The 24,334-nt window shown below is 49.0% G+C and carries 30 protein-coding genes, 3 tRNA genes and 4 pseudogenes; 11 read left to right on the top strand and 26 right to left on the bottom strand.

Annotation, left to right across the window (positions count from 1 at the left end):
• Window positions 1–39: 39 nt before the first annotated feature.
• The 11 genes and pseudogenes from HA45_RS09280 to HA45_RS09230 form a co-directional block, all read right to left on the bottom strand.
• Entirely contained in the window at window positions 40–1,251 is a 1,212-nt protein-coding gene (locus HA45_RS09280) for a phage major capsid protein (RefSeq protein WP_100702689.1), read from the bottom strand.
• Between the two features lie 9 nt (window positions 1,252–1,260).
• Complete coding sequence (locus HA45_RS09275; protein WP_100702688.1) at window positions 1,261–2,109, bottom strand: head maturation protease, ClpP-related; 849 nt, start codon at window positions 2,107–2,109, stop codon at window positions 1,261–1,263.
• Window positions 2,110–2,120: 11 nt separating this feature from the next.
• Window positions 2,121–3,424 (bottom strand): annotated as a pseudogene (locus HA45_RS09270) (phage portal protein).
• Window positions 3,424–5,169 (bottom strand): terminase large subunit, encoded by a 1,746-nt coding sequence (locus tag HA45_RS09265; protein ID WP_100702686.1) that lies wholly within the window; start codon window positions 5,167–5,169, stop codon window positions 3,424–3,426. The pseudogene HA45_RS09270 and the gene HA45_RS09265 overlap by 1 nt, the downstream one beginning before the upstream one ends.
• Entirely contained in the window at window positions 5,123–5,590 is a 468-nt protein-coding gene (locus HA45_RS09260; protein WP_100702685.1) for a phage terminase small subunit P27 family, read from the bottom strand. Before HA45_RS09260 ends, HA45_RS09265 begins: the two co-directional genes overlap by 47 nt.
• A 160-nt stretch (window positions 5,591–5,750) precedes the next feature.
• The gene (locus HA45_RS09255) at window positions 5,751–6,092 is read right to left on the bottom strand and encodes an HNH endonuclease (RefSeq protein WP_100702684.1); all 342 of its coding nucleotides are present in this window, start codon (window positions 6,090–6,092) and stop codon (window positions 5,751–5,753) included.
• Window positions 6,093–6,142: 50 nt separating this feature from the next.
• Window positions 6,143–6,352, bottom strand: a complete 210-nt coding sequence (locus HA45_RS09250; protein WP_100702683.1) for a hypothetical protein — start codon at window positions 6,350–6,352, stop codon at window positions 6,143–6,145.
• 92 nt (window positions 6,353–6,444) lie between these two features.
• On the bottom strand, window positions 6,445–6,984 hold the full coding sequence (locus tag HA45_RS09245) for a hypothetical protein (protein WP_100702682.1): 540 nt from the start codon (window positions 6,982–6,984) through the stop codon (window positions 6,445–6,447).
• A 28-nt stretch (window positions 6,985–7,012) separates the two neighbouring features.
• The gene (locus HA45_RS09240) at window positions 7,013–7,483 is read right to left on the bottom strand and encodes a lysis protein (RefSeq protein ID WP_100702681.1); all 471 of its coding nucleotides are present in this window, start codon (window positions 7,481–7,483) and stop codon (window positions 7,013–7,015) included.
• Window positions 7,473–7,976 (bottom strand): lysozyme, encoded by a 504-nt coding sequence (locus HA45_RS09235; RefSeq protein ID WP_100702680.1) that lies wholly within the window; start codon window positions 7,974–7,976, stop codon window positions 7,473–7,475. Before HA45_RS09235 ends, HA45_RS09240 begins: the two co-directional genes overlap by 11 nt.
• A 2-nt stretch (window positions 7,977–7,978) precedes the next feature.
• Window positions 7,979–8,230: a phage holin gene (locus HA45_RS09230; RefSeq protein ID WP_240629233.1), complete on the bottom strand. Its 252-nt coding sequence runs from the start codon at window positions 8,228–8,230 to the stop codon at window positions 7,979–7,981.
• Between the two features lie 434 nt (window positions 8,231–8,664).
• Here HA45_RS09230 and HA45_RS09225 point away from each other — a divergent pair, with 434 nt between their 5' ends.
• Together HA45_RS09225 and HA45_RS09220 are read left to right on the top strand one after the other, a co-directional pair.
• Window positions 8,665–9,780, top strand: coding sequence for a nucleoid-associated protein (locus HA45_RS09225; protein ID WP_128598916.1), 1,116 nt, complete (start codon window positions 8,665–8,667; stop codon window positions 9,778–9,780).
• Between the two features lie 39 nt (window positions 9,781–9,819).
• Window positions 9,820–11,031 carry a hypothetical protein gene (locus tag HA45_RS09220; RefSeq protein WP_100702678.1) on the top strand — a complete coding sequence of 404 codons (1,212 nt, stop codon included), beginning with the start codon at window positions 9,820–9,822 and terminating at the stop codon, window positions 11,029–11,031.
• Here the strand turns inward: HA45_RS09220 and HA45_RS09215 are convergent.
• From HA45_RS09215 to HA45_RS09175, 9 genes and pseudogenes are all read right to left on the bottom strand, one after another.
• A pseudogene (locus tag HA45_RS09215) lies at window positions 11,028–11,380 on the bottom strand (antiterminator Q family protein). The gene HA45_RS09220 and the pseudogene HA45_RS09215 sit on opposite strands and share 4 nt — an antisense overlap.
• A 23-nt stretch (window positions 11,381–11,403) precedes the next feature.
• A pseudogene (locus tag HA45_RS09210) lies at window positions 11,404–12,407 on the bottom strand (DUF968 domain-containing protein).
• Entirely contained in the window at window positions 12,404–12,769 is a 366-nt protein-coding gene (locus tag HA45_RS09205) for a RusA family crossover junction endodeoxyribonuclease (protein WP_100702675.1), read from the bottom strand. Before HA45_RS09205 ends, HA45_RS09210 begins: the two are co-directional and overlap by 4 nt.
• Complete coding sequence (locus HA45_RS09200; RefSeq protein ID WP_100702674.1) at window positions 12,766–14,070, bottom strand: ParB/RepB/Spo0J family partition protein; 1,305 nt, start codon at window positions 14,068–14,070, stop codon at window positions 12,766–12,768. Before HA45_RS09200 ends, HA45_RS09205 begins: the two co-directional genes overlap by 4 nt.
• A 112-nt stretch (window positions 14,071–14,182) precedes the next feature.
• The gene (locus HA45_RS09195) at window positions 14,183–14,605 is read right to left on the bottom strand and encodes a MarR family transcriptional regulator (protein ID WP_100702673.1); all 423 of its coding nucleotides are present in this window, start codon (window positions 14,603–14,605) and stop codon (window positions 14,183–14,185) included.
• A gap of 2 nt (window positions 14,606–14,607) precedes the next feature.
• Window positions 14,608–15,483 (bottom strand): conserved phage C-terminal domain-containing protein, encoded by an 876-nt coding sequence (locus HA45_RS09190; protein WP_100702672.1) that lies wholly within the window; start codon window positions 15,481–15,483, stop codon window positions 14,608–14,610.
• Window positions 15,446–15,574, bottom strand: a pseudogene (locus HA45_RS29415) (DUF4222 domain-containing protein); the annotation flags it as partial. The gene HA45_RS09190 and the pseudogene HA45_RS29415, both read right to left, overlap by 38 nt.
• 348 nt (window positions 15,575–15,922) lie before the next feature.
• Window positions 15,923–16,456: a YmfL family putative regulatory protein gene (locus HA45_RS09180; protein WP_100702671.1), complete on the bottom strand. Its 534-nt coding sequence runs from the start codon at window positions 16,454–16,456 to the stop codon at window positions 15,923–15,925.
• A 25-nt stretch (window positions 16,457–16,481) separates the two neighbouring features.
• Entirely contained in the window at window positions 16,482–16,724 is a 243-nt protein-coding gene (locus HA45_RS09175) for a Cro/Cl family transcriptional regulator (protein ID WP_100702670.1), read from the bottom strand.
• Between the two features lie 101 nt (window positions 16,725–16,825).
• Here HA45_RS09175 and HA45_RS09170 point away from each other — a divergent pair, with 101 nt between their 5' ends.
• Entirely contained in the window at window positions 16,826–17,512 is a 687-nt protein-coding gene (locus tag HA45_RS09170; protein ID WP_100702669.1) for a LexA family protein, read from the top strand.
• A 327-nt stretch (window positions 17,513–17,839) separates the two neighbouring features.
• Here the strand turns inward: HA45_RS09170 and HA45_RS09165 are convergent, their stop codons facing one another.
• Together HA45_RS09165 and HA45_RS09160 are read right to left on the bottom strand one after the other, a co-directional pair.
• Window positions 17,840–18,160: a hypothetical protein gene (locus HA45_RS09165; RefSeq protein ID WP_128598915.1), complete on the bottom strand. Its 321-nt coding sequence runs from the start codon at window positions 18,158–18,160 to the stop codon at window positions 17,840–17,842.
• A 497-nt stretch (window positions 18,161–18,657) separates the two neighbouring features.
• Window positions 18,658–18,978: a hypothetical protein gene (locus HA45_RS09160; RefSeq protein ID WP_100702667.1), complete on the bottom strand. Its 321-nt coding sequence runs from the start codon at window positions 18,976–18,978 to the stop codon at window positions 18,658–18,660.
• Between the two features lie 366 nt (window positions 18,979–19,344).
• On the opposite strand from HA45_RS09160, the gene HA45_RS09155 reads away from it, so the two are divergent.
• The 8 genes from HA45_RS09155 to HA45_RS09120 are packed head-to-tail and all read left to right on the top strand — an operon-like array spanning window position 19,345 to window position 23,145.
• Window positions 19,345–19,506 carry a DUF1317 family protein gene (locus HA45_RS09155; RefSeq protein ID WP_100702666.1) on the top strand — a complete coding sequence of 54 codons (162 nt, stop codon included), beginning with the start codon at window positions 19,345–19,347 and terminating at the stop codon, window positions 19,504–19,506.
• 11 nt (window positions 19,507–19,517) lie between these two features.
• Window positions 19,518–20,027, top strand: a complete 510-nt coding sequence (locus HA45_RS09150) for a hypothetical protein (protein ID WP_100702665.1) — start codon at window positions 19,518–19,520, stop codon at window positions 20,025–20,027.
• A complete protein-coding gene (locus HA45_RS09145; protein ID WP_100702664.1) occupies window positions 20,027–20,443 on the top strand; it encodes a YoqU family phage-derived protein in 417 nt (138 codons plus the stop codon). The genes HA45_RS09150 and HA45_RS09145 overlap by 1 nt, the downstream gene beginning before the upstream one ends.
• Window positions 20,436–21,047, top strand: coding sequence for an ASCH domain-containing protein (locus HA45_RS09140; protein ID WP_100702663.1), 612 nt, complete (start codon window positions 20,436–20,438; stop codon window positions 21,045–21,047). Before HA45_RS09145 ends, HA45_RS09140 begins: the two co-directional genes overlap by 8 nt.
• Complete coding sequence (locus tag HA45_RS09135) at window positions 21,047–21,508, top strand: hypothetical protein (protein WP_100702662.1); 462 nt, start codon at window positions 21,047–21,049, stop codon at window positions 21,506–21,508. The genes HA45_RS09140 and HA45_RS09135 overlap by 1 nt, the downstream gene beginning before the upstream one ends.
• Entirely contained in the window at window positions 21,508–21,846 is a 339-nt protein-coding gene (locus HA45_RS09130; RefSeq protein WP_100702661.1) for a hypothetical protein, read from the top strand. The genes HA45_RS09135 and HA45_RS09130 overlap by 1 nt, the downstream gene beginning before the upstream one ends.
• 52 nt (window positions 21,847–21,898) lie before the next feature.
• Window positions 21,899–22,123 carry a DUF4224 domain-containing protein gene (locus HA45_RS09125; protein WP_100702660.1) on the top strand — a complete coding sequence of 75 codons (225 nt, stop codon included), beginning with the start codon at window positions 21,899–21,901 and terminating at the stop codon, window positions 22,121–22,123.
• Entirely contained in the window at window positions 22,123–23,145 is a 1,023-nt protein-coding gene (locus HA45_RS09120) for a tyrosine-type recombinase/integrase (RefSeq protein WP_100702659.1), read from the top strand. Before HA45_RS09125 ends, HA45_RS09120 begins: the two co-directional genes overlap by 1 nt.
• Before the next feature lie 113 nt (window positions 23,146–23,258).
• Here HA45_RS09120 and HA45_RS09115 read toward each other — a convergent pair.
• The 4 genes from HA45_RS09115 to pgsA form a co-directional block, all read right to left on the bottom strand.
• Window positions 23,259–23,344: transfer RNA gene (locus HA45_RS09115), tRNA-Leu, on the bottom strand.
• 11 nt (window positions 23,345–23,355) lie between these two features.
• Window positions 23,356–23,429: transfer RNA gene (locus HA45_RS09110), tRNA-Cys, on the bottom strand.
• A gap of 42 nt (window positions 23,430–23,471) precedes the next feature.
• Window positions 23,472–23,547 (bottom strand) — tRNA-Gly (locus tag HA45_RS09105).
• A 196-nt stretch (window positions 23,548–23,743) separates the two neighbouring features.
• On the bottom strand, window positions 23,744–24,292 hold the full coding sequence (gene pgsA, locus HA45_RS09100; RefSeq protein WP_100702658.1) for a CDP-diacylglycerol--glycerol-3-phosphate 3-phosphatidyltransferase: 549 nt from the start codon (window positions 24,290–24,292) through the stop codon (window positions 23,744–23,746).
• Window positions 24,293–24,334 lie beyond the last annotated feature (42 nt).

Genomic DNA, 24,334 nt, shown 5'->3' with positions numbered 1-24,334 from the left:
GTACCCCTGAATGAGGCGGCACTCAGGCCGCCGGATTAATTAGCTGGCAGCAGGAATGGTGAATGTACCGTAGATGAATGCTTCAGGACGTTTAACCGCCAGAGCCAGACGCTCTTCACAACGGATTGAGATCATGTTTTTCTCAAAGTCGTCGGCGTTTTCGGTGGAGATCACAACGTTAGCATCTTCACGGTCGAAGATTTGCGCACCGGCATTAAACGCGCCAGTCAGGAATTTGCCCTGGAATGCGGCCGCTTCGGTAGCCACTACCGGAAGACCCCAGAGGGTTGGTCCCGTTAGCGCCGCAGGATTCGCCAAGATATAGCGACCCAGCGTGTCTTTGGTCAGTTCAATCTTGGCCCAGTCGATAAAGTGCAGGACGTGACCAGAAGCCGGGAATCTCGCCAGCTGAGCCTGAAGCATGGCTAAGCGAAGATCGTCAATGCCGTTCTGGCTTTCAACTTCAAAGGCAGCGGCAAAAGCTGAAGCCTGCGGAACAATGCCGTCGAGATGCGCACCCGTTCCATCACCGAACAGAATTTCCTGTTCTTCAACATACTTCAGCCCATAGCGAAGCTCTGCATCGATAGTGGACTGCAGTTGCGGCATATCATCCAGAATCTGCTTGGCCGCCTTAAACAGGTGAGCGATCGTGCGGACTGGCGTGATCTTCTCCGCAAAGGCAATGTCGCTGTACGGCTTGGTCGTGTTTTCAGCCACGGCAGCAGCTCTGTTGGTGAAACCGGTTTGCTGCACCCAGTAAATGGTGTTGGAAGCCGTACGACCCGGCGCAATCAAATCACGGATAAACAGGCGCTGCTTTGGCTGGGTGTCGATACCTGGAAGGCGGTCAGGTGCAACGATTTGACCAGGGACATCGACTGAAACCAGCGCTGCACTAACCGGAATGCTGAGGCGCTTATTCCCTTCAACGCCAGCAGCGAAAGCCTTAAGCGCTTCAGAGGAAACAACCTGACGGCCCACTGTCTCAACAACTTTAGCGGCGTTGTTTAAAGGCATCTGAGCAACGTGCTGCTCCAGTTCGCCAAGAGAGGCTTTGAGAACTTTTTCTGCTTCACGCATGGCATTGAGTTCAGAAGCCATTTTATCAACTGCGTCCTTCGTTTCAGCAGAGAGTGAGCCCGCCTTCTTTGCCTCTTTCAGGGCATCTTCTGCCTTGGCACTGAATTTGCCATTAGCTTCTTCAATGCTTGCCGTGACCTTTTTAAGAATCTCATTTACTTCAGACATGGGTAATCCTCATTTGCCGAACGCGGCCAGCGCGTTATTAAGTTGTTCAATACTTTCAGGGTTGATTTCGTCGGTAGCGCCCGGCATACCTTCAGGGGTGGCAGCAGCGCCTGGCTTGCTGCCGGTTAGTGCTTTGAGAAGTTTTCGACGTTCGGAGCGAGGTGCATCGGTTTTAGCCAGCATCGCGTCAAGTTTGCGTAATGCAGCGGCGGGGCTGTCGTCGTCGTCTGCAATTTCATCTGCTGAAAGCAGCCGGTCCGCAAACCCCTTATCAACGGCATCACTCCCACCGATGTAGGTTTCAGCGTCCATCATCGCGTCGATAGTGGCGGTATCCAGCCCAGTGCGAGCGCCGTAGATATCGTTCATAGCCTTATCAAAAGGCACCATGTCCGAAGCAATCTGCTGCAGGTCGTGACGGTTGCCCATCGCATACACCCAGCAGTTATGGATCATCAGGAAAGCACCGCGACCAATCTGCACCTCATCACCGGCCATCGCGATAATCGACGCTGCAGAGGCGGCGAGACCAAGCACCTTAACAGTGACCTTTCCCTCGTACTCGCGCAGCAGGTTGTAAATCGCCAGACCTTCGAACATATCGCCACCTGGCGAATTGATATTCACGGTTACATCAGCACCGCCGATTGAGCGGAGCGCCGCCGCGATACGGCTGGCGGTGACTCCATCGCCGTACCAGTCGGCACCGATCACATCAAATACTGAAATGCTGTTTTCAGACTGCTTTGCGGCTTTAATACCACCGTTCCAGCGATCCATTGCGGAGGACGGCAGATCGCGATTTTCGCGCGCAAAAGGCCGCCCCTCCGGCGCTGCCGGAAGACTTTTCAATGTCATGGGGGTTGCTCCTAAGCCGCTTTTTTAAGCGGTGACTGTTCTAAAGGAATGTCCGGGAAAACTGCATTGTGAACTTCGCGCAACAACGTAGCCCTTGCTTCGATGCTGTTTTTCGCAAGTCCTCAAGCGGGGTAAGGTTAAGCTGCACGGTGTAGATATCACCGCCTTCAATTGGCGGCAGATTCTCTAGGCGACGAACGTCATTACGTGACATCCAGCCATTCTGCAGTGCGGTGGTGTAGTAGGCGGAACGTCCGGCGCTGTCGGCGCGTAGCAGACCCTCAACGGAGAATTCAGCAAATAAATCTTCATCACCGTTAAGCAGGCAGCGTGAAATTTCCTGCTCAATATTAACCAGCATCGGGCGCAGCGTATTGGTCAGAAACAGCAGGTTCATACCCTCTACACTCGAAGCCCAGCTGCTTTGTTTATCAACGTGTCCCACCATAAAGGGCGGAACACGGAACCAGCGGCAGATTTCTTCAATACTGAACGAACGTGACTCCAGCATCTGAGCGTCTTCAGGATTAAGCGTAATGCCCTGATAGGACATATCGCCTTCCAGCACCATTACCTTTCCGGCATTTTTTGACCCAACGAACCGATTAAGGTTTTCACGGTTCTTCTGGCGTTGCTCTTTTGTCAGCAGGTTCTTCGACAGGAAAAAGCCGGATGTCTGAATACCGTTTTCAAAAATCTTGGCAGCGGATTCTTCGACCGCCATTGCGGCACCGAACACATCACGCCCGGTGCGCATCGGCATCATCCCGCAGACGCCATCTAGCCCGAAACCACGAATATGCATCATGTTCTTCACAGGAATGATGCGGGGTATGCCCTTTTCGGTGTAGGTATATTGCAGTTCACCGCTGTCAAGTCGCTCTACCTTCATACTCTGTGGAAGAAGTGGCACAAGCGAAACCAGCTTGGTGCCGATCATTTTTTTCTCAACGTAGGCGTTGCCCCGCAGACAGATACTGGCAACCACCATCAGCATGAATCGTGACGGTGTCATTTCACTGTTCGGGCGGCGGCAAAGCAGCTGATAGGCCGGATGATTCAGAGCAAGCTTGCGGGAACCATCGGCAGCGCGTTCATAAACCTTCATGGGCAGAGTTGAAACCGATTCACTTAGAAGTCGAACACATGCCCAGACCGAAGCCAGCGCCAGCGCTTTCTCAGCTGTCACTACTTTTCCGCTGCTACTGGTGCCGTACCATTCCTGCCAGAAAGCAGCATCGTTAAGCCCAATGGACTCGCCAAGCCAGTTAACAATCGCGCTCTTAATGCGGCCCGGCTGTTTCTTTTCCTTCATCAGATACCTACCATAATCGGGTCGTCAAAAAAGTCATCGGGGTCGCCACTGTCTACCAGTACTGCATCCTCAGCCGCACCGATTGCCATAGCAGACGCCACCACGCCATCAATACGGCCAGTGCTTTTCTTTTTGGCAAAAATACGGTTGTCCTTCTGATCTGCCTCCAGTACGGCAGAGGCAGCGTTCCAGCGCAGGCAGGGATTAGGCCGGATAACAAGAACCCGGTTATTGAGATGTTCCTCAAACAACTCGATAGAGCGCGGCATCCAGAGTCCGGATTCCTGCGCCTTATAAAAGCCCTGACCGTGCGGAACAAGGTCAACGCTCACAGATTCGCTTTCGAGTTCGGGCTCCAGATACTTAATGCGATACTGGTCAAACGCGATGCACTTAATGTCATATCTGGCAGCCAACTCACCAATTCGCACCGCCACAAAGCCGTAGTTAACTGCCTTCCCCGGTGGTGCGTGAATGAAGCCGTTACGCAACCAGGCGTCATAGGGAACATGGTCCGTTTTGGCGCGCTCAAGCAGCGAGTCTTTAGGGGTCCAGAATTCGACTAAAAGCTTCTTGGATTTCGGGAAGTAAAGCGCCAGTGCCGTCAGGTCTCGGGAGCCTGAGAGGTCCAGCCCCCCGTAACACTCTTCTCCCGCCAAATCTTCGGGATCAAAGTCCTTTTCGCAGTTCATCCAGGTGTCGCTGTCAATCCACGGATCGGACGCTTCTACCCACTGACAGAAGTTAAGGCGGCGAACGATGCTCTCTTTTGAAGGCATGCCGCGCGCCTGCGTCACCTGCTCACGCAGATATTTATCCGTGAATGTTTGCCCCAGAGAGGGGTTAGCTTTACCCCAGCATGTTTCGTCTTTGAAGGGATCATCACCTTCATCAAGTGAACAGATGAAGCTGAAAAAGCTGTCATCAACCAAATCACCTGCAGCAACCTTGCGTCCGTACTCGTGATACTCGAAGCAGACGCTGGTCTTATCGTGGCCGCTGTTGGTGATGAGGAACATCAGCGCCTGACGACGGCCCTTAGTCCCGGCGCGCATCATCTCAACAACGGCGTTTGTTTTGTGCTCATGGACTTCATCAATCAGCGCGCCGTGAGGGCGCGGACCTGACTGACCATCATCGGAGCTGATCGGCTTGAAGAAAGAACCCGTCTGCAAGAATGCAAGGTTCCAGACGTTGAGACCCGTGCCTGATTTGGTAATGCGTTGAGACAGTGCGGGAGACTGATCTACCATCGTGACCGCATCGCGAAACAAAATCATCGCCTGGTCTTTTTTGGTTGCCGCTGCATAAACCTCGGCGCGTGGCTCCTTGTCTGCCATCAGCAGGTAAAGCCCAACACCACCAGCCAGAGGCGACTTGCCTGAACCCTTACCGGATTCGATATAACTCATGCGAAAGCGGCGCGTGCCGTCTTCCGCTTTCCAGCCAAACAGAGAACCTACAATGAAACACTGCCATGGCAGCAGGATAAAAGGTTTTCCCTCATGCTCCCCGCCGTTAAGTTTAAGAACCTGAGCGAAGAAATTAACGACGCGAGTTACAGCTTCAACATCCCAGAACAGGCCACGCTTCGGACCCTCTTCCAGATCGCGAAGGTGGCGGGCACATGCAGCGCGGATGTCTGGTCCGGCAATAACCGTGCCGCTGGTAACGTCCATTGCATACTGCGTTGCCGGATCAACCGAAGAACTGGTTGAGCGGGTCTTCTTCCTTTTCTCCACCATCAGCATTTACCTTTGACCGGGCAGCCGGTGTAAGGCCGAACTCCACCAGATAACTTTTAAACCGACGATCCACATCCGCCAGCATGGCGACAGCCGGGTTAGCTTTAATAAGAAAATCACCCATCTGGGTTTTAGTCGTATAGGTGCGCCCTTCGATATCGACTATCTGGCGCAATTGCAGAATTTCTGCATACAGATCGCAGAGCCGTTCGAGCGCAAATGTGTCCGCAACCGTGAGCACGCCCATCCCGTCCAAAAGAACGGTGAGCTTTCCCCAGGCTGTTTTACCCCAGTCGGTCAGATGTGATGGAGGGCTTGGAATTTCCCGTGCTGGCTTCGGCTCTTTTTTATTGAGCGCGCGCTTGCCGGGATTCCCAGTAACAACTTTCAGATGGGTAGGTTTTGGTCGTCTTCCGGCCATAAAAACCTCCCAGAAAAAAACTTTTCATTTCGCGGTTGTGCATAAAAAGGGGGGCGGGCGGTCAGGAAGGCGATGAACCCTGAAGATTTGCCCCGCCCTCCCCCGCATAATGCTAAATTTTTGCACCACTTTCGTGCTGATATCGTGCAAATGATAATGATTATCGTTTTCTCCAGTGGGATGATGGGTCGAGTGGCATGCCGTTCTCGTCGCATCCGATGACATGACCACGCTTTTCTTCACGCTGTTTCGTCGAATCATGATGCTGTTTGCACAGCGGCTGCCAGTTGCCTTTGTCCCAGAAAAGCTTCTGAGCAATGGCAATCTCTTCCTGCTTGCCACCGTTGATTGCTTCTTTAAGGCGGTGAGGCTTGATGTGGTCGACAACTGCTGCGGCGACTGCCCGCCCTTGTCGGTGACACATTACACATAGCGGGTGAGATCTGAGAAATGACTGCCTGGCTTTGTCCCAGCGGCTGTTATAGATACGTGGCTCGGACACTTAACCTCCCCAAAAAAACCGCCCGTAGGCGGTTAGGTGATGAGTGTGTTTTACCCACCCCAAACAAAATCATCGGTGCCTAGCTTGTGCGATCCGTAATGCACAAAATAATCAGCGCCCATTTCATCTGCCTTAACTGCAGCTTCTTCTTTGGAACCATAAACTCCAGCCAAATGCCATTTGTTACTGCGCACAACGCCCCACGCTTTAACCATGCCGGGATTATCTTCGTCTACTGGTAAATGATTATCGACAAACATTTTTTAATCCTTTTCAACGCTGGGAAAATTATTTTATCTTCTTCCTTTAAATTTAAAAAGCTCAGTAATCTCACAGAGAGCAAGATTATTGATCACGTTTTCAGAGAATTCATCAGGGGGCGATCAAGTTTGAAAATTAATGATTGACCAGTTCCGAGCCTGACTAAATATCTAAGCTTTTTCAATTTTCCTTGAGAATTTTCAATGTTTTTTAACATTAAAGCTTTCCATTCACCAAAATCATCAAACTGGTGAAAGAACATCGCTGACTCGCCGTGCTCAAGTTTTTTGGGGAGTGATGCTGACCCAACGCCATTCATACTCATTACAAACTTTTTATTCCCTCCGCACTCCCACGTTATTGAGCTCACCATAACTGGATAGATGCCGATATTAGCAATTTCAACACTCAATCCAATAAGGCTTATGCCAGGCGCGGGAGAGATAATTACGGTGGAACAGTGGGATGATATTGATGGTTTGGGCTTTCTGTTTGCTAAGTAGAGAGTCGTTACAACCGCAAGAAAAGTTGCCGTACCCGCTACCCAAGTTGCGTACATCATCCATAAAGTCCATTTTGCCGTTTCTTGAGCCGCAAGCATCGTTTCAAGGGCTATAAAGTCTGTGTCCATTGTCATCCCTTTTAGTAAAAAAGAGATTTTACCTCAAACATTGTTCACTTATGAACTGCTGTAATCCGGCTATTTGCTTTCCGGCGATTTCGATTCGCTCTCTGAGGGTGAAATAATCCCGTTGAGCGGAGTCAGTAAGTCGGGGGCTGGCTGCATAATCCACGCTGGCGGTGCCGGTGGTGTTACCCGCTGGGCATTTTGCGTTGAGGCGCAGCCCACACTTGCCAGAATTAACACACTGCTGAAGAGCTTCGAGACGGGCTTTAGCATCTGCTAATTCCTTCGTGTATTTCGCATCGAGAGCGGCAATTTCCCGCTGACGCGTGGTCATATCCGTGATCGTGTCGTTTGCCAGCTTTAGCTTGTCTGTGGCCGTATCTCTCTGCGCTTTGTATTCGATGGCATTGCCACGGTAATAAAGAGCTAATGAGGATGCAGATACGATAGCGATCAGACATACAACGACGAAAACGATAAGAGCCTTTGCCTTAGAGGTCATCTGCACCTTCCGCAAGACATAGTGAACGCTCCATATCGCGGCGGTTCTGGAGTCCTCGCCACTTCATACCGCCTGCATAGACCCAGCGGCGCATCTCTTCACACGCTCCGGTAACATCGCCAGCATTAAGCTTTTTGAGAAGCGTTGATTTCGAGAAAGCCGATGTGCCAACGTTATAGGTGAAGCTGTAAAGCGCGGCGCGCTGATACTCACCCAACGGAACCTTGACCAGTCCATCTACTGCTTTCTTAACGGGCTGTAGATCATTGCACATCAGGCGTTCGCATTCGCGGTCGGTGTACTTGCGGCCTTTCACAATGTCGTTGCCAGTATGGCCGTCACAAACAGTCCAGACGCCAGCAACATCTTTGTAAGGCTCATACACGCGGCCTTCGACGCCGTCTTTACCACCGATGAACAATGAAGCGATGAGCATTGACCCACCGCCTGCCGCGGCAATTAGCTTGTTACGTAAGCTGGCAGACATAGCCATATTTATTCCTCGCCAAGCTTATCGGATGGGATGTATCCACGCTGCTCAAGTGCTCTTATCTGAGCCAGTGAAACCTTGCGCTTAAAATAGGCATTGATCGCAAACGTCATCAGCGCCAGGACGATACCTGCTATAACGCCGACCGCACTCCATTCATCCGGGCTCAGTCGCGATAAAACGCCATTTGCCACAGCTGAACCAGCCGCGCCGTATGCCGCTCCTGATGCTAGTTTGCTCATATGGTTGATACTCATCTTCACCTCCGTGATTACGGTCGGTGCTGTCTGTAGTCACAATTAAAATTGCGCGCCGCCACAGCGTGAAAGGGTGAGAGTCGATGTGATTGGCGGGCGCAAAAACGAAAGAAGGCCGCTCTATGGCGACCCTCTGTAAATAAAACCCTGACGCATTACGCGATAGTTACTTGCCCCGTCGAGCACAGGGTTAAGCTTGATTTAACGCAAACGCAAGAATGCACGTTAGTGAGATTTGATGTAAATAAAAACGCCCATAAGCCAGCAAGGCTAAGGGCGTTAGAATTAACTAAATTTTTCGCAACTAAATCATGATGATAAGTAGTACTGCGTAGTAACAACTCTTAGCACATTACAATACTTTTTGCGTACGCGTTAGTATTTTTATACTATTTCTATAAGAATTTTCCGCAACAAAACATGGAAGGTTAAAAATGAGTAAAATCAACATCAAGCACGTTATTGTCCACGAGCTTATCAAAGAGGCTCAAAAGGATTTTGATCATTCAAAACCGTATAACCTGCGTGATACTGAACTTGATAAGAGCAATAAGGTCGTACAACAGCTTGTTGATGGAGTTGTTGAGCTTTACGGCACTAAGGGTAATTCCGCGCATTATGGAATTTTCATTCAGAAAGGTGAACACAAAGGTCCAATACCTGAGCTATTTAATCAATATCATCAGTTAGCGGGTTATGATTCAGATAAATTTATTGAACTTAGCCAGCAAATAATGAAGCAAATGTTTGAAGCTGCAAAATCTCAACCTTGGTCATCTGGAGGGTATGTTGTATTCTCGGATTACGTCTTATCAGGAATGCGATATCTTATAGTGACAATGATTAAGAAAACCAACGGTGTGACAATCAGCGACAATTTAGAACCAGAAGAAATGATCCATCTTGAGCTTAGTAATATCAATCAAGCTGCTAAGATAAATTTTCGTTTATATGACGAATATCAAAAAGCAGATGAAGAACAAAAAACTGAATTGAGCTATTTAAGCTTTATAAACAAGGTGACGGGTCAGTCAGCAGCTGCTTATTTCATAGCGGCTTTAGGTTGCGATAAGGGCACAGCTTCGGCTGGTGCAACTAGGAAGTTACCCAATGAAGCCAAGCGCTATTTCAAAAAACATCAGGAGTTAATGGCGCATGCAGATAATTTTAGAAATTCTTTAATTTCTTACATGGAAACCCAATTTAAAGCCAGTAATTCTGCTCGACTATCTGACGTGGAGGCTTTAGCAATAAGTAAATTAAGCTTTCTTGATGAAGAGAAAAGGGATCAATTAGTCCGTGGCCTGATGAAACACCTAAACAACGAAGATAACCAAATCCCCACTGAGTTTGTAATTAACAAGACCTCGTTGGATAAGATAAGAAACGTCATTTTTAAAGATCCTGACTCCCAATATAGCTTTAATTTTGATAAGGATTTGCTCGGCACCACAAGCGATGCTAAAATATTTTATGATGACGAAAAAGGCAACCTAACATTTAACCATTTGCCGCTCGAAGCTAAAAACAAAAATCAAAAAAGCAATTAACGAGATGGGAATGACTACTGTTAGTAGAAAAGGTTAACAATGGCAGACTTAAATGATGTGATAAAACTTTATAGAACATCCGGATGTCCTGAATTCAGGGGGGCTTTTTTTTCTGCATCATTAAATTTTATAGAGAACCGTGAACTTATAGTATCTTTATTTCAAGAAAACACTGGCTTGGGGAGGTTTAAAGATGTAGAAGTTGACGGTGTTGATATAGATGAAGCTAACAAACTACCCAAGAATGGTAAAAAAGTAGTATATACTTTCTCGGTAAATCAAGGTAGCGCTGAGAAATTTTATCCAAGAAGAATTGATTTCTTAATTACCAACACCTTAAAGAGAGGCGAAGTTCCTAATAATTACTATATTACTGAAGACAACTACTGCCCAAAGGATGATTTTAAACCCGATTTTATAATAAAGATTGAAGCAATATGTAAGCTGATTAAAAATCTGGCTAAATTAGCTCATTTTAATGATATAAAGCTAGAGGGAAATGAATCCTTTTATAAACTTGTATTTATATTAAACTCAGAATCCAAATCTTCAACAGCTGTAGTTGAGATAAATCTAGATGAAAGCATTTTGGGCATTGATAATTTAGATACTAGTATAATCGATGCTTTGGCACAGCCTGGAGCAGAAAAAGACATACACTATATTGAGAAACTTAATACTTTCAGAAATACTTTCATTGAATACGTTAACTCATCTTCACGAAACTTCTTTCAGATACTTAAAGGATGGGAGGAGCTTAATAATCTTTATGTGAATAACTTAGCCATATACATGTCTGCATTCTCCTTTCATAAGTCCAGGAAAGAGGTATCTGAAGCCGAGTTAGAATATGCTGAAAAAATTTCTAAAGTCGTGTCAGAACTAACTACGAAAGCATTAGCTATACCTGTATCTATAGCGGCATCAATTGCCACCTTTCAACTTACATCAAAGTCAGAAGCGATAATCGCTCTTATAGGGTTATTCTTAACTTCGCTAATTACCTCTTTAATGTGCTCATCTCAAATGAAGCAATTACAGAGAATAGTACATGCAAAAAACACGCTATTCGATGGCATTGAAAAAAGGCTACTTAGCGAGCAGTCAGAAATAAAATCTCGCTTATCAAGTGCAAAAACGCACCTTCGTGATAATGAGGTTTTTTGCCACAGAGTTTTGGAGTTTTCATTAATTATATCTTGGGTGCCCACAATCATAGGCACCTTAGGATTGATGCAAAGATATCTTTAGAATTTATAATCTAATATGCATAACATTCCTTCTACAAAACCTAACGCAGTCTGTAGGTCTTTCCTTACTGTACCATCCGAGCACTTTCTTTTTTTGCGATTGTTCTTAAAGATAAGCCTAGCACAAAATGGGCTATAATAATTTCATATTCTTCTGGCCTCAGCTGCTTCAATTTGCCCAAACAACTGTCGATTAGAATACCCTCATCGTCACAGCATTGTTGTCTTCCGCTTATACCATAAGGTATTAACCCCTTAAATCCTGCAGCTATGTGTTGCCAATCAACTCCACTGCTATCCGCAGCGGCCCACGCGCCCCAACAATTAAGTATTAGTGACATGTCACGCATATAACTCCCTCCACGCTTTAACTTTACCCGACCACGCCGACAGCAATCGAGTGATCGAGGAACCTGACCAGCAGCTCCACCTGACTGCCGTATTTTTCATCAAATGCCCTCATGTCCCGGTGCAGTTCATCGTGATGCGCCCTGCAAAGCGGTATCACAAATAAATCATGCGCCTTCGTTCCCATTCCCCCCTGACCATGTCCGATGATGTGATGCGGGTCGTCTGCTGGCTTTCCGCAGCATGCACATGGCTGTGCTTTGACCCATCGTGTGTATTTCTCGTTGATCCAGCGAATACGCTTTGGTCGTGCCATGTATGACTGTGGTGATTCAGTATCAATGCTGATGGTCAGCACCTGCTTAACCACTTCTGCCGCTTCCTGAATCATTTGCTTCGCCGATGGTGCCGGGTCTATCCACGCTTCAGGCATTGGACCTGTGACAGCCACAGGCTTTGGCATACGCAGAACGCGGCGGGCATGTGATTCCGGTATCAGGTCGATAACGTCATTCAGACTGGCCCACCAGCACAGTTCCGGCAACGTCATCTGATGGTCCGTTCCTAATCCCATCTGGATGCAAGCAGAGTCGATAATCCACTGCGCCAAATTGACCGCTGCGACATTTTCCAGGATACCAGGTACGCCGTTCAAACGACAGGAATTGTCGCAGGAATAACATAGGCAAAGTGAGCCTGAATCGGTCCGCAGGGTAGTGTAATCGTGATGGTGAAAAGAATCTTTTTCCCGGTACTGGCAGGCTCTGATTTTTGCACCCAGGCATCATGAATTTCCCATCCACCAGCGGCTTTGATCACCCTGCCGTCGGCGAAGAAGGCTTTCAGGCTGGCATCGTCCAGTAGTGGCTGGCTGCTCGAATTTACCAGCCCCGCTGGTAGGTGTGACATGTCACGGGGAAGTGTGCAGACGAGCACGCGCTCACGGAACATCGGTATCAGTTCGCTCCCCGGCTTGAACAAGACAATACCGGTTTTGTTGGCAACATCAGGTGTGAGAATCGCCCTCATGCAGCCACCGCCTGATAAACGCCAATGCTTATCTCAGCAAATCCGCCTTTGGTTACTGGCCCCCACTCCACCGCCATTCTTTTCACCTGGCTGTCATCCCTCCAGATTCCGGCATGAGTCATGCTGTCGAACAGCGCTTTCAGGTAATTGTCCAGGTCACGCTGCCGGCGATCAGGTGGCGAGATGATCACAGTCACCTCTACATCCACCTCAATCGGTTTTGGCTTGCGGCCTAACTGCATATACACAGCCGCAATAGCGTTGGATCGGAAAGAGCGCCCGGAGGCGCTGATTAATACTCCCTTCCCGGTATTTCTCCAGTAGGTGTTTACGGATGGAGGGAATGGCAAAGTTAATTTCATTCATTCCCCTCGCTGTCAGGAACTACAACGCGGGAAAGGCGGTTGCTGACTTCTTGGCGCAGCGCTCGGATGTTGTAACCACATTCATGATCGATGTTGTCGAGTAATGCCAAAACCACATCGAGCGACATGTCGGTTTCTGATAGCACGTCAGCGAAACGCTCAATGACGTCATCAAGCTGTGGATCGTCCTGATACTTCGCCGAAACCCATTCAGCAATATCTTCATGCGCAGCATGTTTGCTGATGAATGAAATGGCTTTATCGACTGTCTCAGCAGGGATAACCAGAAACTCAGGATTGGCAATGCTGTCTGCTGCCCATGTGTGAGCGTATTTCGATTCAGTGTGCGTGTAGGTCGGCTTATCGCCGAACGCGGCAACTACACAGGCCAGCACCTCAATCCCGCTTTGCTGCTGAATGTCTTCACGGCTCAGCGGTAACGTGGTTTCATGAATGCCGATATCGTCAGATTTAACTTCTGATGCGAAGTGCTCACGGGCTTCTCTGATAATCTGCATCGCTTTCAGCGCTTCGAAGTCGCTGGAGAAAACCAGTGTGATTGCGAAGGTCTCTTCTGCAAAATCCACTTCACAATGTTTCGCCACCAACTCCAGTAACTCACGCATCTTGGCAGCGCTGAACTGAGGCATTGCATCATTCAGGGTCAGTTTCTTTTTGCCGCTCGCTTTAGCCTTCTGCAGCTGGGTTTTAGCAACGGTCTCAGCTTTCGCGCCATGCTCACGCACCATGGCTACTGCGGTTGATGCCGCCACTTCACCAGCCTTAACCATCGCGATTAATCCATCACCGGCAGTCAGCAACTGGAGATGATGATCCACATCGGCGGGAGAGCGCTTAACCTTCTTGGCAATTTCAGCAGGCTCCCAGCCTTGGTTTATCAGGCGCTGATATGCTGCTGCGCGTTCCAGTGGCTCAAGTGCACGGCCCTGACTGCTTGTCACCATGAAGGCAATGCGATCGGCTTCGCTGCCAACGAAGTCTTTGCACTCCAGGCGGATATCGTAACCTGCTTCCTGTGCCATCTTCGCGCCATGCCAGCGGTGATGACCGTCGATAATCTTAATACCCTGCTCTGTGACCTGAACGGTCAGTGGCGGGACATGCTCACCTGCAATGTACGCATCGCGGAATTCTTCGACGTGGGTCTGATCAATGTCGCGGACGTTATAACCCGGCTCGATGTACAGCTCATCAACGCCCAACAGATGGGTTTTACGAACGGTGATATCGGTGTTGCTGTCGTCTTTGTTTTTATAGACCTGATTTAAATTGCTCATGCTTTGTGAAACTCCCACGCCAGATAAATAGTCAAACTGATGATTGCCAGAATCGAAACTCGCGCGCCGATGTAAAATCCTGCGTTGCACTGGAAATGCGCTTTAATCGGTCTCATCGGCTGTAACTCCTGCCCAGAAGCGGGTCAGGCTCTGGCTTGGGCGCTCGGATGTTGCCCTCTTCCATGCAGCGCTGATGCTGATAAATGGCTTTTTCTTGCAAGCCAGGACGGCTGGTAGAGTTACGTGCTTGTGCCCATGCCTGTCCGGCGCGATACCAGCAATTACGTGACTGAAGCTCTTCAGCCAGTTTCGCAAGGCGCAGATACTCAGTTTCGGCAATGCCATCGGCCTCAACAGCGAAATGAAGGGAGTAACCGTCATTCCATACATCACAGTTGGCTAGCATGATCTTGAGTGTGCTCTTCACCGTTATGTAAGTACGTCCAATTGCTTGAGCAATCTGCGCCGGAGTCTGGCCGGGGTTCGCCACCAGGTGAGCCAGAATCAGCGATTCAGTGTTAACTGCGTGCTTCATGGTTAAGCCCCCTTGAATCCGTCAGGAATCTGGTAATCCATGCTCGCCACCTGTGTGGTGTCGCGCTGCCACTTGCCTTTGACGCATGGCGGACGGCCAGCGCGCTCCCATGCCTGAGCCGAACCGAGGTATGCGGGGAACTTTCCCTGACGGAAAATCGTTTCCGGGCGGACGTAGTCGCGCATCTTGGCGTCATCGGACCATTTAGCGATGGTGTAATCCACGGCGAGGATCAGCTCATCGGCGGTAAAATCCTCTAACAGGCGACCACGGATTGGGCCTAGCGATGAACGAGATTTCTGGTAACGAAGACCAGCGGCACGGTTCAGATGCTCAAGAACCTTGAACTCATCCAGCTCATCGTCGGGTTTCGCAGAAACCGGACAAGAGTCTTTACCTGTAATCTCTGTAGTATTCTCTGTTGTATTCTCTGTAAGAACAGGGCGTTTTGCCCCGATGGATGAGGGCAGATTGCCACCAATCGAAGATGGTGTTTTTGCCCTGCTCGATGAGGTGGAATTTGCACCCTTCGATGAGGGCAAATTGCACTCATCGGTTAGCAGTGGGTTGTCATAGTTAATTGCGTAGAAATTGGTGCGGTCATGTTTAGACTTGTTCCACTGTTCCACATGAATCAGACCATGTTTTTTCAGGCTGTTAAGTGCGCGCTTGACCGTATCTGACGACCAGAACGGGAACTGCTCATTCCACTGCTCATGTGTGTTGTACACCCACTTACGGCCAGCCTTTTCAACGCCAGACGGCGTGTCTTCCAACCAGTAGCAAATCTGCTGAAGCACGATTGCTTCGTTGAGACCGATACGGCAGGCAAGCACAGGGCTAACCACCAGCGGTTTCACTTTCAGAAGTAAACTCATGTGGTGCCTCTATTTCCCGAAAGTCGCGGAGGAACATTTCCAGAGGGCTAAAGCACTCTCCATGTTCGTAACCGGGTATGAGGTAGATAACCCGTCCAGTGTCTCACTCCCAACGAATGACATGCACAGCGATGCCTCTTCGGTTGGTGAACCAGCGATCAACGATTCGCATATGGAACCCTCTGGTTTACGGTAAAAATCATTCCACGCGTTGCCCACTACCAGATGATCCACTGAGTGGTAGTTGTTCACCCCACCAGCACCAGGTATGATTTGCTCATACCGAATGCCGCTAACCTCCACGCGACACCGGAATTGCAAGACAGGTCTTGTATGATTTATGCTGGACATATCGTTGTTTCTCCACGCTGGACGATTTGACGATGCCGAACGCTCTGGTCTGCAAACCGGGGCGTTCAACTTTTCTGCTCTACTCACTTCATACCTCCGCCGACTGAACCTGCATCCCGGCAACTTCCACCTTGCGGTTAGCCATGAACATATCCACGTTGTGTTCTGAGACGCTTGCGCCATACAGCGCGAGGAAGCCAAAGAAACCGTGCATCTGGTGGCGAATCTTTTGCTGAAATAAACCGGAAAGCTTCTTCAACTCTTGCTTGTCAATCACGCCATCAGCTGCGGCTTCCTGTTTGGCAATCGCCAGTTGGCCAGCTGCTGCGTTAGAGCGCATCTCAATGTCGAACAAATCAACCTTGTCCACATTCTGTACGGAGGCAATGTCCACCAGCGTTAAGCCACGGCGGTTAGCGAAGTACTCAGCCAGGTGATTACTCTTGGACAGGTCTTCCATCTGCTGCAGCTCATCCATGGTGAAAAAGCGACTTCCGCACTTCCGGTACAGGTGGTTTTGGAACTGATCGATGGTCATACCCATGTCAGAAGCCATGCCCAAACGACCATGTGGATGCGCTTTGCACATCAGGCGGATCGCTATGTTTATGGTGTCTACCATTTCTATTTCCCTGTTGTAGTTACCGCTAAGCTGCGGTGGCTTTAGAATTCAGTTCGGGCCAGATTTTCATCCAGTCTTCCGGGTGAAGGTCTTTCCTGCTTACTGCACCTGATGAATTAATTTCGATAAGAACTGATAACGCTGGGCCAAGCTTTTGGCCTTTACTGATTGCTTTGCGCAGGTACTCAAGTGACGTTTCGCAATTAGCGGCGAAGTCCCGTTGCTTACCCAACGCAAGGCCATTTAGATACGCTCTTAACGTTTCCATGAAGCCTCCTGTGATTGATGAAAATGAGTATACCCGTAAGTATATTTTATTCAATACCTGAGAGTCATTTACCTGAGAGTAAATTTTCGTATGATTCGGGTATGAAAATTGAATCAGGCAATGACATCTTCGAAATCCGCAGGCAGAAACTGCAGGAATTGGTAGATGGATATGAGACACAAAGAAAATTTGCTGAAGCGGCAGGGCTAGACGCGACCGTTGTTTCTCGAATGCTCTATCCAGCAGGAAAAGCCAACAAGCGAAACATTGGAGAGCAGTCCGCTCGTCAAATCGAAGAATCTTTAAAGCTCAGTCGAGGCTGGCTGGATGGTTTGGTTAAACCTGAGCCATCAAACGTGGCCTTCGCTGGCATGAATGAACCAAAGGGAAGTTTCCCAGTTATCAGCTGGGTTAGCGCAGGACAATGGATGGAAGCTGTAGAACCCTATCACCGCAAGAGTGTTGATCGCTGGTATGAGACGACTGTTGATTGCTCAGAGAATGCATTCTGGCTTGATGTTAAGGGTGACTCGATGACAGCTCCAGCTGGCCTGAGCATTCCTGAAGGTATGGCAATCTTGATTGACCCCGAGGTTGAGGCTCGTAACGGGAAGCTGGTTGTCGCCAAGCTCGACAATGAGAACGAAGCAACCTTCAAAAAGTTGGTAATTGATGCGGGCAGAAAGTTCCTCAAGCCCTTAAACCCTCAATACCCAATGACAGAAATCAATGGCAACTGCCGGATCATAGGTGTGGTTGTCGATGCGAAGGTTACCAACTTGCCCTGACTTGAATGATTCTTCCCCTGACCCGGCCACAGCGCCGGGTTTTTTATTGCCTCAACCCCCCTTAAAAATTTATTTTCATATAAAACAGCGTAGTATACCTAAAAGTACAATTAATTTACCTTTGAGTATTTACACTCAATATACTCGAAAGTATATTTAACTCATCGGATAGATGCCGACTGATGTGGAAAGCTGTATCGGGATGATTCGCGATTAAGCAGGATGATGGATATGAATTACTCGTTCTTTGAGCACCTAAATGTTATTGCTCCCGGCTCGGTTAGCATTAACAAAGAGTTAGGCGAAGTTAAGGTTTACGGCTGGGACTTAAAAGAACTTGTAAATCCCTATTGCTGTGAGTGTGGCACCAAGAACGTCAAAGGCGATGCCAATGGGTTTGTTGCTTCTCCATCTGATCGTGAAGACGCGTTCCCTAAAAGCATCTTCCTGATAGATGGCAGTTTTCAAAGGGTGATTTATCCATTCGCCGATGCCAATGAAAACACAGCCGAGAGAGATAGCTCCTGTTGCTGCTGTAGGAAAAGCAGGAAATGCACCAGCGCCAGTGAGAAGAAACACTGCGCCTCCAAGGGCGATCAGGACCTTGTACCAGGCATTAAGGGCAAGTTGAGAAAGTGGATTTTGCAAGCTTACGAATTCCTTTTTCAGCCGCTTTAGAGATGCATAAAGATTATCCGATTACTTAGCTTGTTGGAATTATCTGGGTTGGATTTTTGCGGAGGTTGTCAGGTGAGTAAATTGCCAATGATGGTCAAGCAGATGACGGCTACAGCATTGGGGATTTGATTACCTTCCTTAAGCTTTTCCCAAATGCTGAGCTGATATGTGATGCAGATACTGGTGTGCTGAGTGTTGATCTTGACGAAGTGCAGTTACCCTCAAAGAGTCCGTTTTGAAGGCTGTGTGTAGTGGAAAGAGAGATATTGTTTTATTTAAGCGGTTGCTCCGGGGCTTTCACCCTTTGTAGGAGAGGGAAGATAGTGTTCGACCCGGTAACCGCCACTTTTTAGCGAGGTTATTGATGGCTAACAAATCAAAAAGCGCCGCAAGTGGACGCTTAAAAGTTGTCGAGACCAAGCCGTTCGCAATTCAAAACGGGCCGGTTTTCATTGATGTATCGGTGATTAAGCAGGCTTCGCTGACGAAAGAATCTTAATGATTGTTTGCTTCGCTCCCTGGACCGCTTCCTCTTGTCCAGGAATATTTAAAGGTGCTGATTTAACAAATTCACAAGCCTTATCTTTATCAATAAGGCCTGAATTAATTAGCGCAGCTATGAGGCTAACGGTGATTTCTGTTCTTACCGTTAAGTTTGCGAAGTTGGCGTCATAATGCTTTTGCGCGGCTTTAAGTCTATCAATGTCGAAATTTAATGCGTTGATTTGAGCCTGAAGTCCATTGATATCCATAAGATTCTCTAAATTCTGTGTAGGAATGAACAGCATACCATCGAGCCTGATGTGGTGAAAAGACAGGCACACAACGATGAGAGCATTTGGCGGGCGTAAATGGGCGCGCCACAGAGGCGCTAAGTGCTCTCAACGTTGTGGTGAATGCGGCTATGCGCTCGTGGTGAACTGATACCAACTTTCATGCGGTCAGTTGGTGCTTCAAGTCTAAGTCACCGCTCTGGACCTTGTCAGTTCGGCCAGAGCACCGGGAGGCACCCGGCACCGCAATACCTTTCATAGCGTGGAGTTAACCGGCTGCAGGTTTTGCAGAACCTGCCAGCCAATTTTATGAATCCCTCAGTGATTTATTGCCATCAAAGGCAAGGGATTCGTGCAAACAAAAAACAGCGTGGAGGAAGTATGCAACACCCTAAAGACCACATCACTGTAGGCATCATCACCCTGCCCTACAGCATCATTTTGGCGGGTTGGATCATGCCTGACGGCTCAGTAATCCATAACCCTGTTGCAGCACAGAACGCAGCTGAGCGACTCAACAACGCTCACCGTACCATTCACTAAGGGCCACCAGCATGTTTAATAAATTATCAAATAAAGAGCTGGTTTCGGTCACTCACGACCTGGCTAAAACATTGGGCGCTGACACCCCACTACTAGATATTGCAAAGCTACTGGCGGAATCAGCTACACGTCTCGATGTTGCGATTGCTCGCGGTAATGAGCTGCAGCGGAAAGTGGAAGACACAGAAGCACTGATGCTGGCTATGCGTGATGATTCGCGTGAGTCGCGCTCGAAGCTGGAGTTGGTCACAGCAGAGTGCGCAGCGTTGGTTAATTACATCGATGGCGAGTGCTACACCGAGAGCAAACGAACTGGCGTCTACACATGTGCCGGCATCAATAAGCCAGCTTCTCCAGCTACTGATGCCATGGTCAATGAGATTCGCGCTGAAGGTGTCGAGTTGGCTATCAATTACCTGATGAATAAGTTTGAAGGCACTGGTCATATCGGCGTTCCAGTAATGGCTCTTGAATCTCTTGCCAACCAACTCCGGGCCGATGCAGCTAAGGATGGTGAGTGATGGCTACCAAAAATGAACGTCTGGAACATGCCAACCAACTCATTCAGGTTATCTCAGCACACGGGCGGCGGTTCTTCTATAACGACAGCACCGACATGACTTCTAAGCTGCTTGTAGATAAGCGCGGTCGTGTTTGGTTCCTAGATGATTACACGCTCAAGTGGGTTTTCACGCACAAAACCACCTGGACAAACAAATGGCGTGGTTTCTCTCACGGGGGAACCTTGCGCGGTTTAGTTGAAATGATGCGCGACTACATCATCCACGGCACCCAAATCCACCCCTACTATCTTGGTATGGAGCGCCGCAATGTTTATGACGGCAATATATGGGGCTACCCAGACGATGCCATCAAAGCGGTTCGCGATCAGGCATCACTTTTGCCAATCATTGCAGAGGTGAAAAGCCATGCGTGAACGTCCAATCATCTTTAACAGCGAAATGGTTCGTGCAGTTATGGAAGGCAGGAAGGTGCAGACGCGCCGGATCATCAAGCTAGACCATGAGCGTGGAATGCAAAATCCGGTTGTTCGCGGTAAATGTGGCGCGGTGAGCTATGTCGGCTGTCGCCTTGCTGCCAATCTATGCCCGTTCGGTGCAGTAGGTGATCGTTTGTGGGTGCGTGAGACGTGGAGTGAAGACTTTGCGAATTACTACCCAAATGACCGTGTCTGGTACGCAGCTGATGACGATCGCCGCTTGGACATTGAAGTCGTGGATGGTGTGCGCGGTATTTTCAGCCCTGAAAGCGATGTGCATGTTCCTTTCCGCTGGCGTCCATCCATCCACATTCCGCGCTGGGCTTCCCGCATAACGCTGGAGATTACCGGTGTTCGTGTGGAGCGGTTGCAAGATATCAGCGAGGCTGATTGTGCAGCGGAAGGTTTAGGCAGTCCATTTCTACGCGATTACAAAAAGCCCAAGTTCGCAGCGTTGTGGCAGTCCATCTACGGAGAGGAAAGCTGGCAGGCTAACCCGTGGGTGTGGGTAATTGAGTTCAAGCGCGTGGAGGGTGAGTGATGAGCAAGGTGAAATTTTCTGCCCTCCAGGACATCAGTTCAAGTGCTGCCGAGGTGCTACTGGCTATCGCTGGGAAGCATGAGGATGTAAGCAAGAACGACAGCACCGAGATGTGCCGTCTATGGGACAACCTAAACGACCATTCCGCTCCACCAGCGGTGGTGAAATCAATGGCCGATGAGCTTATTAACCTGCGAAAACAAAACCAGCGGCTGCTCGCGCAACGTATTGCTGACCGTCGAAGATTTTCCAACCCTGCTCCAATTGAACTCCTCTCATTGGTATGCAGTGAAACAAAGACCGGAAAAGAGTTGTTTATGCATGACATCAAGAAAATTTGTCTTGGTCATGGATACACAGAGCAGAATTGGAATAAAGGTTCTCATGACTGGGGTGATTTATACGACCAAGGCTATCGGGATGCGGGAGAGGCTTTCCAGGAAGCGCGGAGGTGTGAGTGATGGCAATGTCACCCACCGAACGCAAAGCAGCGCAGCGGGCACGTCAGGCCGCTGCCGGTGAAACAAAGGTTGAACTGGTACTTGATGCCGAAGAGGTGCAAATGCTCGATTACGATTGCTCTCAACGCCGTCCAGGTCGTGAGCCATACAGTCGGGAAGAACTGGTGTCGCTCATGATTCGCAAGTATCACGCAGAGCTACTGGCTACGCAGGAAGAGTTGAGTGGGCGGCAGTGCGGGAAGTGTGGCGATCAACTGCCGGTGCAGGATTGCCCGTGCAAGGGCGAAGCGGCCTGTTGGGTCAACCTTGGTTGGCACGAAACGAAATTATCACTGTGACATGTCACAGCAACTAACGCCTGTTGCAGCAGGTAAAGCGTGGAGATTGGAGATGGCTATGCAGAACGACATAATTTCCGATGCTGACATCGAAAAATTAACCGGCTACAAGATTCCTTCGAAACAGTGCAATTGCCTAAAGCAGGCTGGCATCTTCTTCGTTGTGAGACGTGATGGCCGTCCAAGAACAACCTGGCAGCACTTTAACGATCCGATCACGCATCGCAAAGTGGCTGAACAGGAAACCCATGAACCAAACTTTGGCGCGCTGGATTAATGGCAAGAACAAGAAAAAATACTGAAGACGCATGGATGCCGCCGCGAGTATATCGCGGCCGTTCAGCTTACGAGTTCCACCCTAAGAATGGCGGCGCTATTCGCCTGTGCAGTCTTGATGCTGTGCAGTCAAAGGTTTGGGCAGCGTATGAAGCGTTGATCAACGAGATACCCGACGACAAGCTGTTAGCATCACTGGCTGACCGATTCTTTAAGTCGGCAGATTTCTTTGAGTTGGCGCGGGAAACACAGAAGGACTACCTCAAGTATTCAAAAAATGTTTTGTCTGTCTTTGGTGCCATGCCTTCTGATGCGATCAAGCCTGAGCACATCAGGAAGTACATGGACAAGCGAGGATTGAAAAGCCGCGTCCAGGCTAACCGTGAGAAGGCATTTATGTCCCGTATGTATCGCTGGGGATATGAGCGCGGCATGGTGAAGGGGAATCCTACAAAGGGCGTGAAGAAGTTCAAAGAGGAGTCTCGTGACCGCTACGTCACAGATGCGGAATATCAGGCACTGTATTCGTGTGCGCCGGATATTGTGAAGGTGGCAATGGAGCTGGCCTATTTATGCTGTGCCAGACAAGCAGATATCCTTTCCATGAAAAAGAGCCAAATCGTGGAAGAAGGTATTTTAATTAAGCAGAGTAAAACAAGCGTAGCGCAAATTAAAGGCTGGTCCCCTCGCCTAACTACTGTGATCAGCATGGCTGGAGAGCTGACCCTTAAGCCTGGCATGAGCAGTATATTCATCATCCACCAGCCAAACGGTTCAGGCTATACGCGCGATGGCTTTAACAGTCGCTGGAGTTCAGCGCGTGAAGAGGCCCGCGTTAAATTTCCAGAACTGCTTTTTGATTTCACTTTCCACGATCTGAAAGCAAAAGGTGTGTCCGACCTTGAGGGTGATCTTTATGAGAAGAGAGCCATCACCGGGCATAAGAACGTGGAACAAACCGCAGCATACGACCGCAAGATTGTTGTTGTTCCGGTGGTCGGCGGTCAGAAAAAGAGTGTCTGATATTAGGAAGTTATATTAGGAAATAAATTGCGGGCAACAAAAAACCGCCCTTGGGCGGTCACGACATTGCTTATATTGCTTTGTTTTAATTCGTTTTTATTTACTACTGAATATGGTGCCCGGGGCGGGACTTGAACCCGCACAGCCATAAGCCGAGGGATTTTAAATCCCTTGTGTCTACCGATTTCACCACCCGGGCAGGGTGTAAATTGGAGGCGCGTCCCGGAGTCGAACCGAGGTAGACGGATTTGCAATCCGTTGCATGGCCACTCTGCCAACGCGCCTTTAATCTGAGGCGTAATACGTTGAAAACGTACTACTAAATTTGGAGCGGGAAACGAGACTCGAACTCGCGACCCCGACCTTGGCAAGGTCGTGCTCTACCAACTGAGCTATTCCCGCATCATCTTCGTCTTTCAATTGCTGACTTATCGCAAACTGAAACACTAGATTCTATACTTCACCGAACTCGCTGATTTTATTCAGCTTCTTGCAGACTCGCTGCTGTTCGATGCGATGCATTCTACTTATCTGACGCAATGAGTCAATATAATTATCCACACACCGCGTCCGTTTGCTGCTTTTTGAATCGCATCGATCAGCTATCGAGCAAATCACCGCGTGCGGCGCTGAGATACTGGAACATTGACCAGAAGGTCAACACCGCGGCGATGTACAACGCCACCACGCCAATCCCCACCACTGTTGCCTCTGGACGCCACAACAGCGCGAACAGCGAAAACATCTGCGCGGTGGTTTTCACTTTACCAATCCAGGAAACGGCCACGCTGCTGCGTTTCCCAATTTCCGCCATCCACTCACGTAACGCAGAGATGATAATCTCGCGGGCAATCATGGTGGCAGCCGGCAATGTAATCCACCAGGCGTGGTAATACTCGGCCACCAGCACCAACGCAATGGCAACCATGACTTTGTCGGCAACCGGGTCGAGGAAGGCACCAAAGCGCGTGGTCTGCTTCCAGCGGCGTGCAAGGAAACCATCGAACCAGTCAGTGACAGCCGCAACCACAAAGATCAATGCGGTGGCAAAGGGTGCCCAATGGAAGGGCAGATAGAATGCCAGCACAAAGAATGGAATCAGTACAACTCGAAACAGGGTAAGAGACGTCGGAATGTTAAATTGCATATGCCAGTAACTGTCTGGTGTGTGTAGGATTTAACGTATGTT

The organism is Pantoea rodasii (assembly GCF_002095465.1).
GTDB lineage: Bacteria > Pseudomonadota > Gammaproteobacteria > Enterobacterales > Enterobacteriaceae > Pantoea > Pantoea rodasii.
The sequence above is the reverse complement of the archived record's forward strand: the minus strand, read 5'-3'. Positions and strand labels throughout refer to the sequence as shown.

Coding starts and splice junctions, on each gene's coding strand:
- HA45_RS09280 (WP_100702689.1), bottom strand. CDS start 1,251: ATGTCTGAAGTAAATGAGATTCTTAAAAAGGTCACGGCAAGCATTGAA.
- HA45_RS09275 (WP_100702688.1), bottom strand. CDS start 2,109: ATGACATTGAAAAGTCTTCCGGCAGCGCCGGAGGGGCGGCCTTTTGCG.
- HA45_RS09265 (WP_100702686.1), bottom strand. CDS start 5,169: ATGGTGGAGAAAAGGAAGAAGACCCGCTCAACCAGTTCTTCGGTTGAT.
- HA45_RS09260 (WP_100702685.1), bottom strand. CDS start 5,590: ATGGCCGGAAGACGACCAAAACCTACCCATCTGAAAGTTGTTACTGGG.
- HA45_RS09250 (WP_100702683.1), bottom strand. CDS start 6,352: ATGTTTGTCGATAATCATTTACCAGTAGACGAAGATAATCCCGGCATG.
- HA45_RS09245 (WP_100702682.1), bottom strand. CDS start 6,984: ATGGACACAGACTTTATAGCCCTTGAAACGATGCTTGCGGCTCAAGAA.
- HA45_RS09240 (WP_100702681.1), bottom strand. CDS start 7,483: ATGACCTCTAAGGCAAAGGCTCTTATCGTTTTCGTCGTTGTATGTCTG.
- HA45_RS09235 (WP_100702680.1), bottom strand. CDS start 7,976: ATGGCTATGTCTGCCAGCTTACGTAACAAGCTAATTGCCGCGGCAGGC.
- HA45_RS09230 (WP_240629233.1), bottom strand. CDS start 8,230: ATGAGTATCAACCATATGAGCAAACTAGCATCAGGAGCGGCATACGGC.
- HA45_RS09225 (WP_128598916.1), top strand. CDS start 8,665: ATGAGTAAAATCAACATCAAGCACGTTATTGTCCACGAGCTTATCAAA.
- HA45_RS09220 (WP_100702678.1), top strand. CDS start 9,820: ATGGCAGACTTAAATGATGTGATAAAACTTTATAGAACATCCGGATGT.
- HA45_RS09205 (WP_100702675.1), bottom strand. CDS start 12,769: ATGAAATTAACTTTGCCATTCCCTCCATCCGTAAACACCTACTGGAGA.
- HA45_RS09200 (WP_100702674.1), bottom strand. CDS start 14,070: ATGAGCAATTTAAATCAGGTCTATAAAAACAAAGACGACAGCAACACC.
- HA45_RS09195 (WP_100702673.1), bottom strand. CDS start 14,605: ATGAAGCACGCAGTTAACACTGAATCGCTGATTCTGGCTCACCTGGTG.
- HA45_RS09190 (WP_100702672.1), bottom strand. CDS start 15,483: ATGAGTTTACTTCTGAAAGTGAAACCGCTGGTGGTTAGCCCTGTGCTT.
- HA45_RS09180 (WP_100702671.1), bottom strand. CDS start 16,456: ATGGTAGACACCATAAACATAGCGATCCGCCTGATGTGCAAAGCGCAT.
- HA45_RS09175 (WP_100702670.1), bottom strand. CDS start 16,724: ATGGAAACGTTAAGAGCGTATCTAAATGGCCTTGCGTTGGGTAAGCAA.
- HA45_RS09170 (WP_100702669.1), top strand. CDS start 16,826: ATGAAAATTGAATCAGGCAATGACATCTTCGAAATCCGCAGGCAGAAA.
- HA45_RS09160 (WP_100702667.1), bottom strand. CDS start 18,978: ATGCTGTTCATTCCTACACAGAATTTAGAGAATCTTATGGATATCAAT.
- HA45_RS09155 (WP_100702666.1), top strand. CDS start 19,345: ATGCAACACCCTAAAGACCACATCACTGTAGGCATCATCACCCTGCCC.
- HA45_RS09150 (WP_100702665.1), top strand. CDS start 19,518: ATGTTTAATAAATTATCAAATAAAGAGCTGGTTTCGGTCACTCACGAC.
- HA45_RS09145 (WP_100702664.1), top strand. CDS start 20,027: ATGGCTACCAAAAATGAACGTCTGGAACATGCCAACCAACTCATTCAG.
- HA45_RS09140 (WP_100702663.1), top strand. CDS start 20,436: ATGCGTGAACGTCCAATCATCTTTAACAGCGAAATGGTTCGTGCAGTT.
- HA45_RS09135 (WP_100702662.1), top strand. CDS start 21,047: ATGAGCAAGGTGAAATTTTCTGCCCTCCAGGACATCAGTTCAAGTGCT.
- HA45_RS09130 (WP_100702661.1), top strand. CDS start 21,508: ATGGCAATGTCACCCACCGAACGCAAAGCAGCGCAGCGGGCACGTCAG.
- HA45_RS09125 (WP_100702660.1), top strand. CDS start 21,899: ATGGCTATGCAGAACGACATAATTTCCGATGCTGACATCGAAAAATTA.
- HA45_RS09120 (WP_100702659.1), top strand. CDS start 22,123: ATGGCAAGAACAAGAAAAAATACTGAAGACGCATGGATGCCGCCGCGA.
- pgsA (WP_100702658.1), bottom strand. CDS start 24,292: ATGCAATTTAACATTCCGACGTCTCTTACCCTGTTTCGAGTTGTACTG.